At 37.0% G+C, this 12,338-nt stretch carries 10 protein-coding genes and 1 tRNA gene; 7 read left to right on the forward strand and 4 right to left on the reverse strand.

Annotated features, from left to right (window positions below; translation table 11 throughout):
- Window positions 1–6: 6 nt before the first annotated feature.
- Window positions 7–101 (reverse strand) — tRNA-Sec (locus DYE19_RS11265).
- Between the two features lie 191 nt (window positions 102–292).
- On the opposite strand from DYE19_RS11265, the gene selA reads away from it, so the two are divergent.
- The gene (selA, locus tag DYE19_RS08125; protein WP_115323228.1) at window positions 293–1,675 is read left to right on the forward strand and encodes an L-seryl-tRNA(Sec) selenium transferase; all 1,383 of its coding nucleotides are present in this window, start codon (window positions 293–295) and stop codon (window positions 1,673–1,675) included.
- A gap of 62 nt (window positions 1,676–1,737) precedes the next feature.
- On the opposite strand, the gene uriH is transcribed toward selA, so the two are convergent.
- Window positions 1,738–2,670, reverse strand: coding sequence for a uridine-preferring nucleoside hydrolase UriH (uriH, locus tag DYE19_RS08130; RefSeq protein ID WP_115323229.1), 933 nt, complete (start codon window positions 2,668–2,670; stop codon window positions 1,738–1,740).
- 232 nt (window positions 2,671–2,902) lie between these two features.
- Between uriH and selB the strand changes: the two genes are divergently transcribed.
- On the forward strand, window positions 2,903–4,777 hold the full coding sequence (gene selB / locus DYE19_RS08135) for a selenocysteine-specific translation elongation factor (RefSeq protein WP_115323230.1): 1,875 nt from the start codon (window positions 2,903–2,905) through the stop codon (window positions 4,775–4,777).
- Between the two features lie 47 nt (window positions 4,778–4,824).
- Here selB and DYE19_RS08140 read toward each other — a convergent pair whose 3' ends face one another.
- Window positions 4,825–5,892 (reverse strand): Gfo/Idh/MocA family protein, encoded by a 1,068-nt coding sequence (locus DYE19_RS08140; protein WP_115323231.1) that lies wholly within the window; start codon window positions 5,890–5,892, stop codon window positions 4,825–4,827.
- On the reverse strand, window positions 5,885–6,592 hold the full coding sequence (locus DYE19_RS08145) for a FadR/GntR family transcriptional regulator (RefSeq protein ID WP_115323232.1): 708 nt from the start codon (window positions 6,590–6,592) through the stop codon (window positions 5,885–5,887). The genes DYE19_RS08140 and DYE19_RS08145 overlap by 8 nt, the downstream gene beginning before the upstream one ends.
- A gap of 184 nt (window positions 6,593–6,776) precedes the next feature.
- On the opposite strand from DYE19_RS08145, the gene DYE19_RS08150 reads away from it, so the two are divergent.
- The 5 genes from DYE19_RS08150 to DYE19_RS08170 all read left to right on the forward strand — a co-directional run bounded on the left by DYE19_RS08150 (window position 6,777) and on the right by DYE19_RS08170 (window position 12,246).
- Window positions 6,777–7,883 carry an ABC transporter ATP-binding protein gene (locus DYE19_RS08150; RefSeq protein ID WP_049215581.1) on the forward strand — a complete coding sequence of 369 codons (1,107 nt, stop codon included), beginning with the start codon at window positions 6,777–6,779 and terminating at the stop codon, window positions 7,881–7,883.
- 44 nt (window positions 7,884–7,927) lie between these two features.
- Window positions 7,928–9,283, forward strand: a complete 1,356-nt coding sequence (locus tag DYE19_RS08155) for an ABC transporter substrate-binding protein (RefSeq protein ID WP_049215580.1) — start codon at window positions 7,928–7,930, stop codon at window positions 9,281–9,283.
- Between the two features lie 107 nt (window positions 9,284–9,390).
- Window positions 9,391–10,275 carry a carbohydrate ABC transporter permease gene (locus DYE19_RS08160; protein ID WP_049215577.1) on the forward strand — a complete coding sequence of 295 codons (885 nt, stop codon included), beginning with the start codon at window positions 9,391–9,393 and terminating at the stop codon, window positions 10,273–10,275.
- A 1-nt stretch (window position 10,276) separates the two neighbouring features.
- On the forward strand, window positions 10,277–11,110 hold the full coding sequence (locus DYE19_RS08165) for a carbohydrate ABC transporter permease (protein ID WP_049215576.1): 834 nt from the start codon (window positions 10,277–10,279) through the stop codon (window positions 11,108–11,110).
- Between the two features lie 32 nt (window positions 11,111–11,142).
- Entirely contained in the window at window positions 11,143–12,246 is a 1,104-nt protein-coding gene (locus DYE19_RS08170; RefSeq protein ID WP_049215574.1) for a Gfo/Idh/MocA family protein, read from the forward strand.
- The last annotated feature ends 92 nt before the right edge of the window (window positions 12,247–12,338 follow it).

A 12,338-nucleotide genomic window follows, 5' to 3' on the forward strand; every position in this document is an offset into this window, starting at 1 on the left:
ATGGATTGGCGGAGGAGAATGGGAGTCGAACCCACCCGAGATTGCTGGCAACCTCAACAGGATTTGAAGTCCTGCCGCTTCACCGGAAACGACGCTCCTCCGTGTTGGAATTAGTGCAAACTTTAACGCAAATAAGGAATAGATTCAAGTGAGTGAATCATCCTCCATACAAATGACCGTAGTTTTTTAACTTCATCACAAAATTCTCTTTTGATCGTACTGCTTACTGAATTTTGCTAAGAAAACAAGTATGATTGAGTCAATTTAATTTGTAAATAAAATAGGAATAACAATGTCTCTCTATCAAAGCCTTCCTTCTGTCGATAAAATCTTAAAAACAGCTGATGGTGTGGCGCTGGTTGCTGAATTCGGGCATTCAGCGGTGGTCAATATTTGCCGTCAATTAATCGAGCAAGGGCGTGAAAGTATAAAAAATGAAAATAAATTACCGCACTTTTTCACCGATTTTAAATACACAATTGAAACTATTCGCAGCAAATTACAGCAACAACAGCAAGTCAATATTCAATCTGTACATAATTTGACAGGCACCGTATTACATACCAATTTGGGGCGTGCGTTGTGGTCAGAAGCAGCACAACAAGCTGCCTTAACAGCGATGCAACAAAATGTCGCGTTAGAATATGATTTAGAGGCGGGCAAACGTAGCCATCGGGATCATTATATTAGTGAATTACTCTGTCAGTTAACTGGTGCAGAAGCGGCTTGTGTGGTCAATAATAATGCAGCAGCAGTTTTATTAATGTTAGCCACCTTTGCGCAAGGCAAAGAAGTGATTATTTCGCGAGGAGAATTGATCGAAATTGGTGGTGCATTTCGTATTCCTGATATTATGCAACAGGCAGGTTGTAAATTAGTTGAAGTCGGCACGACCAATCGTACCCATTTAAGTGATTATCGCAACGCAATTAACGAAAATACGGCATTTTTAATGAAAGTACATAGCAGTAATTATCAAATTTGTGGTTTTACAAAATCTGTATCTGAACAAGAATTAGTTAAGTTAGCGAATGAATTTAATCTGCCAGTAATAACGGATCTTGGTAGCGGTGCTTTAGTGGACTTAAGCCAATATGGACTACCTTCAGAGCCGACTGTACAAGAAAAATGGGCGCAAGGGGTGGACTTAATTTCTTTCTCTGGGGATAAATTATTAGGTGGTCCGCAAGCTGGCATTATTGTTGGGAAAAAAGCATGGATTGATCGCCTGCAATCCCATCCGTTAAAACGTGCATTACGTTGCGATAAAGTGATTTTAGCAGGCTTGGAGGCGACACTGCGTTTATATTTACAACCTGAAAAATTAAGTGAAAAACTGACCGCACTTTATTTACTGACCCAACCTGTCAATGAGTTACTCGCCAAAGCAGAACAGCTAAAAACTGCGTTACAAGAAAAATTAGGCACTGATTATTTACTGCAAATTGAAGACAGTTCGGCACAAATTGGCAGCGGTTCACAACCATTAGCGATAATTCCCTCTGTTGCTGTCACGATTTCGACAGAAATTTCTGGAAAATTGACCGCACTTTTACAACGTTTTAAACGTTTACCCCAGCCGATCATTTGCCGAGTAGAAAAAGAAAAAATCTGGCTCGATTTACGCAGTCTTGCCAGTTTAGCGCCGTTATTAGAAACCGTTAAACGGCTTTAAAATACATTTAAATAACAAAGGGGCATTTTTAAATTGCCCCTTCTTTTTTTATTCTCTTAGCATTAACCAATACGTTTTAATGCATCGTAAATCAGCCCCCAGAATTTATCTTTGTCTAATTTCATTGCCACTTGTGTATGGCAATTTTCAGGAATAGGGTAACGGAAATCGGCTACTGTCATACCTAATGTATGTGTACCTGTCAGTTCAATATTGACTGGCACAGCTTTTGTTGTGCAAACACTTGGATCGATCACATAAGCTACCGCACAAGGATCATGCACTGGCGGATAATCAAAACCTTGTGCTTGTTTATACATTTTGCCGAAAAACTCAAGCAGTTCGAGCACAAACTTCGCTGGTTTGGTTGGAATTTGAGCAATTTTCTCAACAACATCTGGAGTAGCAAGTGCTTGGTGTGTTAAGTCTAAACCAACCATTGTGACTTTCCATTTTTCATTAAACACAATATGTGCCGCTTCAGGATCAATTTTAATATTAAATTCGGCTACTGCGCTCCAGTTCCCTGTATGATAGCCGCCCCCCATTAATACCACTTCTTTCACTCGCTCTACAATTCGTGGTTCTTTACGCGCTGCCATGGCTATATTCGTCAACCCGCCTGTAGGTACTAATGTAATGGTTTTCGCTGGATGACTCATCACTAATTCAATAATCAAATCTACTGCATGACGAGGATCTAACGTTAAAGTTGGCTCTGGCAAAACAGGACCATCCATACCTGATTCACCATGAATGTTAGGAGCGACTTCCACTTCACGTACTAAAGGACGTACACAGCCTTTCGCAATAGGTACACCAATGATATTGGCAATTTCAGCAACAGCTAACGCATTACGACTAACTTTTTCCAAAGTTTGATTGCCCACTACTGTAGTAATCGCTAATAAATCAATTTCAGGATTACCATGTGCCAGTAAAATCGCAATCGCATCATCATGACCAGGATCACAATCTAAAATAATCTTTTTCATCGTTACCTCATTCTTAGCATATTTGATATACAACACATTGTTTCTTTTCAAATTTCTTGCTGAGATTAGAAGGATTATTATTCAATCACAATGCTTTATTCACATAATTGTGAGCAGGATCACAACATAATGGAATAAACACCATAGTAGGCTAGCAATCCTGAAAAAATCTTAGCCATTCTGTTGCTAAGTGCTAAAATTATGTAGAAATTGATTTGAGGACACTAATAACATGATTATCGTTACATCAGGCCATGTTGATCATGGTAAAACGGCATTATTACAAGCGCTAACAGGCACAAATACAGCACATTTACCCGAAGAAAAAAAACGTGGTATGACGATTGATTTAGGCTATGCCTATTTACCATTAACAGATTTGGGAAAAACAGACCGCACTTTAGGCTTTATTGATGTACCAGGTCATGAAAAGTTTTTAGTTAATATGCTCGCTGGATTAGGCGGCATTGATTATGCCATGCTAATTGTTGCAGCAGATGAAGGGATTCAAGCACAAACCAAGGAACATCTCACAATTTTACGTTTATTACAGTTACAACAAATTATTGTCGTTATTACAAAAGCAGACCGTGCAACTTCACTGCAAATTGACCAGCTTTCTCAACAATTAAAGGCAAATTACCCCATTTTAGCTCAATCGCCTCTTTTTATTACGTCTGCTAAAACCACACAGGGAATCGAAACATTACGCGAATATTTAGCACAGCTCCCGAATCTAGCTGATCAAAATAAACCTTTCCGTTATGCGATTGATCGGGTGTTTAGTGTAAAAGGTGCAGGTACAGTCGTTACAGGTACCGCATTTACTGGACAAGTCAAAATTGATGATGAATTGTACTTATCAACAGGACAAACAGTACGAGTAAAAAATATCCACAGCCAAAATCAAAAAGCCAACTTAGGCGCTGCGGGTGAACGATTGGCGCTCAATATTCATACCGATTTAGATCGTTCTTTAATTGAGCGAGGTGACTGGTTATTTTCACAACCACCAGAAGCTGCAACAGAACGTATTAGTGTTCAAATCAATACGGAAATCCCATTAGGTGAAAGCCAAGTAATACATCTATACCATGCTTGCGCAAGAACGACAGGGAAATTGAATTTATTACAAACTAAAACGCTATCTCCATCTCAACTAGGTTTAGCTGAGATCATTTTAGATAAGCCACTTTTTTTAACTTATGGTGATAAATTAATTTTACGCAGCGCTGATGCAAAACAAGTTATTGCAGGTGCCAAAGTATTAGAGATCAACTCACCAAAGCGATATAAACGTAGCGCAGAACGATTAGCCTTTTTACAGCAATTACAACAAGCAGAAACTTCTGCAAAACGTACCGCACTTTATTTACAAAACAAGGCTATTTCTGCACAAACATTAATGTGGACAGAACAATTAACGCCGAGCCAGCTAGATGAGAGCTTAAAAGAAAATCAGCAAACCTGCTTTCAAGACTGGTGTTTTAACCAAGACTACCAACAACAACAAAATGAAAAACTATTGAATGCACTAACACAGTACCATGAACAACATAACGATCAACTAGGCATTAGTAAAGCCCGTTTATATCGTATCGCGACATTAAATCAACCAGAAAAATTAATTTATCACTTTATCGACGAACTATTAAATGCAGATAAGTTACAACAAACACGCGGTTGGTTACATCTACCCGAACATAAAATTCACTTTTCAGCAGAAGAACAACAACTCTGGCAAGCTGTATTAGCGCAATTTGAACAAAATCATGGGCAAGCACTATGGGTGCGTGATTTAGCTAATGTATTAGAGCAAGAAGAAACGACTATGCGAACTTTTCTCTACAAAGCAGGAAAATTAGGCTACCTTACTCCGATTGTCAAAGATCGTTTTTTTCTCACCGAAACAATCTACGTATATTCTCGCTTAATCAAACAATTCATTGCCGAACACGGCGCTATTTCAGTTAATCAATTACGAGACGAATTAAAATTTGGGCGTAAGTTAGTTGTCCAATTAATAGAATATTTTGATCGTTCGGGTTTTTTACGTCGTAAAGGTAATCTACATATTCTAAGAGATGGAAATATATTTGATTCATAAAAAAGGCAGTAATATTTCATTTACCGCCCCTTTCTGATTTAAATTACTCAATCGATTTTGACTTGTTGTTGTGTTTCAATCGATTTTCTTACTGCACAAGCTACCGTCACCGCTTCTATTACATTTTGGCTTAACACGGTAGCTTTTTCATTATTAATAAGGCTCTGTACGACAATCTCAGCTTCAATCTCCACCGCTCTTGTTAACCAAAGTGGAGCAAGACTAGTGACCGAATTATATTTTTGAGTGGCTTTCCCACTTTCTCTTAACGATAAGTCTGCTTCAAATTCATCATATAAATTGAATTGCTCTCTTGTACCATCAGCAAGTGTTAAGGTAACAGTCGATGTAAAGAAATTAACCACAAGTGCACCAAGCTCGCCATGAATCGCAATTCCCCACTCATGTAGCCGATACGCGGTGCCCATTTCTAAAGACGCAAATACACCACTTTTAAATTGCAATAATAACTGGATAATATCATGGTGATTTGGCGTATCTGGATGTGCTCTATTAGTAGATTGTGCATAAACAGAACTCACATCGCCTAATAACCAACAAAGTAAATCCAACTCATGTATTTCATTAAATAACTTACCACCTGTTAAGTTGACATCATTTTTCCACCAATTTTTATCTTGGAAATCATCAATCCAACGTTGTCTATTTGCTCTTGCTACTGTAATTTTGCCTAATATTCCTTGCTCGATTAATGCTTTTGTTTTGATTAGCCCAGGTAAAGTACGCAATAAGTGGCCAATATAAACGTTTTTTCCTTTTTCATTTGCTAATGCAAGGATTTCTTCGCAATCTTTTTGGTGAATACTAAAAGGGACTTCAATAAAAATATGACTACCATATTTTAACGCCGTGACTGCGGGTATTTTGTGTGCATAATTAGGGGTTGCAATTAAAACTAAATCAGGCTTAGTTTCTAGTAAGAGAGTTTCTGTGTCCACATAAGCCTGAGTACTTAATTTTTGTGCTAGGTTTTCCGCCAATGCCATAGAAAGATCAGTAACACCAAGTAATTCAGCGCCTGCCTTTGTAAAACCTAGCGCTAATTGCTGCCCAAAAAATCCGCAACCAATTAAAGCAATTTTAATGTTACTCATTGTCTTTTCCTTGTGTTAAACGTTGTCTCATTGCTTGAAAATAATACAAAATCGCTCTTTGTACACGCTCAAGATCACGTGCTTCAACTGCATCGATTAATTCTCGATACTGCATAGCAAGTGCAGTTGGAGAAATCAGAATTTTCGGTAATTCTCCATCAAGCTGTTGATAAATTTGCCAAAATGCATCTAAATATTGGGTTAATAAATGATTTTGCACTGACTGATACATTAATAGATGAATCTGATGCTCCTCTTTAATAGAAAATAAGCCTTGTTGTGCATTATCTTCTAAGATATGTACGAGTTGCTGTAATTGCTGGACCTCTTGTGAATTTATCTTTTGTACTGCAATAGGAGCAAATCCATATTGCAATATTTCTCGCACATCTAAAATATCAATAATGCTTTTTAAGTTATCTTGTAAATGTAATTGTGCATAAAACGTTAATCCTCGAATCATTGGTACTAAAGATGACGTTCCAACAAAAGTTCCTATACCATGATGAATATCAAGAATATGTAATGCTTCTAGTGACTTAATCGCTTCACGCAGGCTAGAACGGCTAACGCCAAACAAATCAATTAACTCATTCTCGGTTGGCATCAAATCACCAGACTTCATTTTTCGCTTGATAATCAGCTCTTTAATTTTTTCTTGCAAAGCAAGAGATGCCGCTTTTTTAGTTAATTTCTCCATAGTTTTCTCATTTTTGTGATCTGGATCTCTTTATATTTATTTAAATATAGGACATCATATGTCTAAATAAGTGACAAAATTAAAAATTCCATTTTTAATTAATGAAATCATTTTAATGCGCTAAGTTGTTTTTAAAATCTACGAATAAACTATATTTCTATATATTACTTTAAGGTGGATACATATGGCAACGTTATTACTGAATAATATTAATAAACGTTATGATAATGGTTTTCATGCAGTACAAGATTTTAATTTAAGTGTTGAAGATCAAGAATTTATTGCTTTAGTTGGTCCTTCTGGTTGTGGTAAATCAACATTATTACGAATGATTGCTGGATTAGAAGATATTTCTAGTGGTGAATTTTATATTGATGAACGTCTAGTAAATGATGTGGAAGCAAAAGATCGAGATATTGCAATGGTCTTTCAATCTTATGCCTTATATCCACATATGACTGTCTATGACAATATGGCATTTGCACTAAAATTGCGTAAGTTTCCTAAAGATGAAATTGACCAAAAAGTTAAAGAAGCCGCTAAAATTCTTGGCTTAGATGCCCTCCTCAATCGTAAACCTAAAGCCTTATCAGGGGGGCAACGTCAGCGTGTTGCTCTAGGACGAACGATTGTCCGTTCGCCTAAAGTATTCTTAATGGATGAACCTCTTTCTAACTTAGATGCTAAGCTACGTGGTAATATGCGTGCTGAAATTATTCGTATCCATAAAACTCTTCATGCAACCACGATTTATGTCACCCATGATCAAACTGAAGCAATGACAATGGCTGATCGCATTGTCGTGATGAAAGCTGGCGTAGTACAACAAATTGGCTCACCAAAAGAAATTTATAACACGCCAAATAACCTTTTTGTTGCAGGATTTATTGGTGCACCAACAATGAATTTTATTCATGGAAGAATTGAGAATGGTCAATTTATTGCGCCAAAAGGAACAACTCTTGCTATCCCAGAACAACATTATCAATTAATAAAAGAAAAAGGATTTGATAATAAAGATATTATTCTCGGTATTCGACCAGAAAATATTTCTAATGATCCTATGTTATTAGGTATATATCAACATTCAATGATCCACGCTTATATTAATGTCGCAGAATTACTTGGTGCAGAATATATTTTACATACCGATATTGATGGCGAAGAAATTAAAGCAATTGTCCATGCACGACAAAATATCAAAATGGAACAAGTTGTTAATTTAGCATTTGATATGAAATATGCACATTTCTTTGATCCACAAACAGAAAAATCATTATTACAGCTTTAATAAATGATTTTAACGATTGTTAATAAGAATAGGAGATTCTCTCTATGAAATTGAAAAAACTTTTTTCTGTTTTATTGCCAATTATTGCTGGTGCTTCTGTATTAACGGGCTGTAATGAGGAAAATAAAACAACTCAAACAAGTGCGGCAATGCCAAAAGATGGGCAAGAGTTAGCAGGTAATATTACATTTTGGCACTCATTCACTCAAGGACCTCGCTTAGAAATCATTCAACAAGCTGCAAAAGAATTTGAGGCAAAAAATCCTAAAGTCAAAATTAAAATTGAAACCTTCTCTTGGAATGACTTCTATACTAAATGGACTACAGGCCTTTCTTCAGGTAACGTACCTGATTTAAGTACAGCTTTACCAAATCAAGTTGTAGAAATGATTAACTTTGGTGCACTTCAACCTCTAGGTGATCTTATTGATAGTATTGGGCGCGATAAATTTTCTGAAGCTGCAATTAGTGAAGGGACAGTAAAAGGACAAAATTACTCGATTCCACTTTATTCTCATGCTCAAGTGATGTGGATACGTAAAGATCTCTTGGAAAAACACCAATTATCTGTACCAAAAACCTGGAATGAGCTTTATGACACAGCTAAAAAACTAACGCAAGAGGGTGTCTATGGGCTTTCTGTACCAATGGGTAGTAATGATTTTATCGCAACTCGTTTCTTAAATCTTTATGTACGCAGTGGCGGTGGTAGCCTATTGACCAAGGATTTAAAAGTCGATCTCACTAGCCCATTAGTACAGGAGGGGATTAAATATTGGGTAAAAATGTATAAAGATACCTCACCAAAAGATTCTGTGAATTATAATGTGTTACAACAAGCAACGCTTTATTATCAAGGTAAAACCGCGTTTGATTTTAACTCAGGCTTCCAAATTGGTGGTGTAAAAGCGAACTCTCCACAATTATTAGAGTTTGTTGATGCTTACCCTGTACCAAAAATCAATGAAAATGATCCAACACCTGCATTGGAAACAGCCAATATTCCAATGGTCATTTGGAAAAATTCAAAACACCCTGATGTATCCAAAGCCTTTATGAAAACACTTTATGATAAAGAGCGCTATATTTCTTTCCTAAAAGCTGTTCCAGTAGGTATGTTACCTGCAATAAAAGGAATTTCTGATGACCCAGCTTACAAAGAGGATCCAATTATCAAACAATTTGCTCACGCAGAAAAAGTGATTACAGACGCAGTGCAACTTGGTACAGCTATTGGCTATGAGCATGGCCCAAGTGTGCAAGCGGGTATCTTAACTAATCAGCATATTATTGAAAAAATGTTCCAAGATATTGTGATAAATGGAACGGATCCAATGGTAGCTGCACAAAAAGCAGAAAAAGAATTAAATGCTTTACTCGAAGCTGTTGTAACCCCGTAAACAACCCAATCCCCTAATGTCTTTCAAATTTGCTTACACAAATAAGCATTAGGGGACTTTTACCCAAAATTTAGCGTAAATAATGGATTGAATAAGGAGTTTTCCTTATGTACTACAGACAACATAACTACACCAGATGGATATTTGTATTACCCGCGATGCTAGTCGTATCCGTTCTGTTTGTTTACCCGTTTCTATCAAGTATTTTTTACAGTTTTACCAATAAAAACTTAATTATGCCGAATTATAGCTTTGTTGGTTTTGCTAATTATCAAGCTGTCCTTTCAGATCCCAACTTCTGGCTATCATTCTTTAACTCATTAAAGTGGACTGTTCTTTCATTGACAGGACAAGTATTAGTGGGGTTTTTCCTCGCATTAGCGTTAAATCGAGTCAGACGTTTCAAATGGCTCTATAAAATTTTACTTATCATTCCTTGGGCATTCCCAACTATTGTCATTGCATTCTCTTGGCAATGGATTTTAAACGGTGTATACGGTTATTTACCTAATATGCTAGTGCAACTGGGTCTCATGGAAGTCGCACCGAATTTCCTCTCTGATCGAACTTGGGCATTCGTGTGTTTAGTGTTTATTAATATATGGTTTGGTGCACCAATGATTATGGTAAACGTCTTATCTGCGTTACAAACAGTACCAGCTGATCAATATGAGGCTGCGAAAATTGATGGTGCAAATGCTTGGCAAATTTTCCGTTATATCACCTTACCACATATTAAATTAGTCGTTGGGTTACTCGTCGTCTTGAGAACTGTTTGGGTCTTTAATAACTTCGATATTATCTATTTGATTACAGGTGGTGGCCCTGCTAATGCCACAATGACACTACCAATCTTTGCTTATGATATGGGCTGGGGCAGTAAATTGTTAGGACGTTCCTCTGCAGTCACTGTTCTACTGTTTATCTTCTTACTCTCAGTTTGTTTCATTTACTTCAAAATTATTAACCGTTGGGAAAAAGAGGGGAAATAATATGAAAAAGAAATCTACTCTATTGGGCGACATTATTTCTCATCTTTTCCTGACGGTAACCACTATTATTGCTATTTTTCCGTTGGTATGGATTTTCCTTTCCTCCATTAAAGGTAAGGGAGAATTAACAAGTGAGCCCACTCGTTTTTGGCCAAAAGTCTTAACCTTAGACTATTTTGAACACGTCATTTATGACCTTAATTTCATTGTAAATATTAAAAACAGTTTGTTTATTTCCCTTGTTACGACGGTCATTGCCATTACGATTTCATCTATGGCAGCTTATGGCATTGTGCGATTCTTTCCTAAACTAGGATCCATTATGTCTAAATTATTAGTTACAACTTATATTTTCCCACCTATTTTACTTGCTATTCCTTACTCGATTGCGATGGCAAAAGTGGGATTGACAAATACCACCACGGGGCTAATTGTTGTCTATCTTTCCTTTAGTGTGCCTTATGCTGTGTGGTTATTAGTTGGTTTTTTTCAAACCGTGCCTATTGAAATCGAAGAGGCTGCTAAAATTGATGGTGCTAATAAATTTACAGTGTTCTTCAAAATTGTTTTACCGCTAGTCGCGCCAGGTATTGTCGCCACTGCAATTTATACCTTTATTAATGCGTGGAATGAGTTCTTATACGCCCTTATTTTAGTCAACGATACAAGTAAGATGACTGTAGCTGTAGCGTTACGCTCTTTAAATGGTGCAGAAATTCTTGATTGGGGCGATATGATGGCGGCCTCGGTGCTCGTGGTTATCCCTTCTGTTATCTTCTTTTGCTTTATCCAAAATAAAATTGCAAGTGGATTATCTGAAGGTTCCGTGAAATAGAATTTATTTATCGTCATGTGAGGAGAATTAAAATGATCAAATATGGTGTTGTAGGTGTAGGTTATTTTGGTGCAGATTTAGCACGTTTTATGAACGAAAATGAGAATGCAAAAGTCACAATGGTTTATGACCCCGAAAATGGGCAAACTATTGCACAAGAATTAAATTGCATTGCAGCCAATAGTTTAAAAGAATTGGTAAGTAGTCCTGAAGTAGACTGTGTCATTGTGGCGACACCAAACTACCTACATAAAGAACCAGTAATTGAAGCAGCGAAACATGGTAAACACGTTTTTTGTGAAAAACCAATTGCACTTAATTACCAAGATTGTGATGAAATGGTAAGAACTTGCGAAGAAAATGGGGTGATTTTTATGGCGGGCCACGTCATGAATTTCTTTAATGGTGTTCATCATGCAAAAGAATTAATCAAACAAGGTGTGATTGGCAAAGTATTATATTGCCATTCTGCTCGTAATGGCTGGGAAGATGAACAACCTAGTATTTCATGGAAAAAAATTCGTGCAAAATCAGGTGGTCATTTATATCACCACATCCACGAATTAGATTGTATTCAGTTTATTATGGGTGGTATGCCTAAAACAGTCACGATGACAGCGGGTAATGTTGCACATCAAGGTGAAAAATTTGGTGATGAAGACGATATGTTATTCCTCAATTTAGAATTTGATGATGGACGTTTTGCTGTACTTGAATGGGGCTCAGCTTTCCGCTGGGGAGAACATTATGTACTTATTCAAGGTGAAAAAGGTGCGATTAAGTTAGATATGTTCCATTGTAAAGGTACACTACGTGTCGATGGCAAAGATAGCTATTTCCTTATTCACGAAACGCAAGAGGAAGATGATGATCGTACTCGAATTTATACCAGTACAGAAATGGATGGTGCAATTCAATATGGTAAACCTGGTAAACGTACCCCAATGTGGCTCAGCTCTATTATGAAAAAAGAAATGAAATATCTAAATGATATTTTACATGGTATGAAACCAACAGAAGAATTCGAGAAATTACTTACTGGTGAAGCCGCAAGAGCAGCAATTGCTACAGCAGATGCCTGCACCAAGTCTCGCTATGAAAATCGCAAAGTCGAGGTTGCAGAGATCACAGGTTAATACAAATCGCGGTCAATTTTAAAATTGACCGCACTTATTATCCATAATTAACGCTAAGTTAGGTTAGTTTGGGCGCGCAAGCGCCCTTTTTT

It is taken from the genome of Pasteurella canis (genome assembly GCF_900454865.1).
Taxonomy (GTDB): domain Bacteria; phylum Pseudomonadota; class Gammaproteobacteria; order Enterobacterales; family Pasteurellaceae; genus Pasteurella; species Pasteurella canis.

What these genes read in the sequence shown, in the direction of transcription:
- selA (WP_115323228.1), top strand. Translation starts at nt 293, where the DNA reads ATGTCTCTCTATCAAAGCCTTCCTTCTGTCGATAAAATCTTAAAAACA.
- uriH (WP_115323229.1), bottom strand. Translation starts at nt 2,670, where the DNA reads ATGAAAAAGATTATTTTAGATTGTGATCCTGGTCATGATGATGCGATT.
- selB (WP_115323230.1), top strand. Translation starts at nt 2,903, where the DNA reads ATGATTATCGTTACATCAGGCCATGTTGATCATGGTAAAACGGCATTA.
- DYE19_RS08140 (WP_115323231.1), bottom strand. Translation starts at nt 5,892, where the DNA reads ATGAGTAACATTAAAATTGCTTTAATTGGTTGCGGATTTTTTGGGCAG.
- DYE19_RS08145 (WP_115323232.1), bottom strand. Translation starts at nt 6,592, where the DNA reads ATGGAGAAATTAACTAAAAAAGCGGCATCTCTTGCTTTGCAAGAAAAA.
- DYE19_RS08150 (WP_049215581.1), top strand. Translation starts at nt 6,777, where the DNA reads ATGGCAACGTTATTACTGAATAATATTAATAAACGTTATGATAATGGT.
- DYE19_RS08155 (WP_049215580.1), top strand. Translation starts at nt 7,928, where the DNA reads ATGAAATTGAAAAAACTTTTTTCTGTTTTATTGCCAATTATTGCTGGT.
- DYE19_RS08160 (WP_049215577.1), top strand. Translation starts at nt 9,391, where the DNA reads ATGTACTACAGACAACATAACTACACCAGATGGATATTTGTATTACCC.
- DYE19_RS08165 (WP_049215576.1), top strand. Translation starts at nt 10,277, where the DNA reads ATGAAAAAGAAATCTACTCTATTGGGCGACATTATTTCTCATCTTTTC.
- DYE19_RS08170 (WP_049215574.1), top strand. Translation starts at nt 11,143, where the DNA reads ATGATCAAATATGGTGTTGTAGGTGTAGGTTATTTTGGTGCAGATTTA.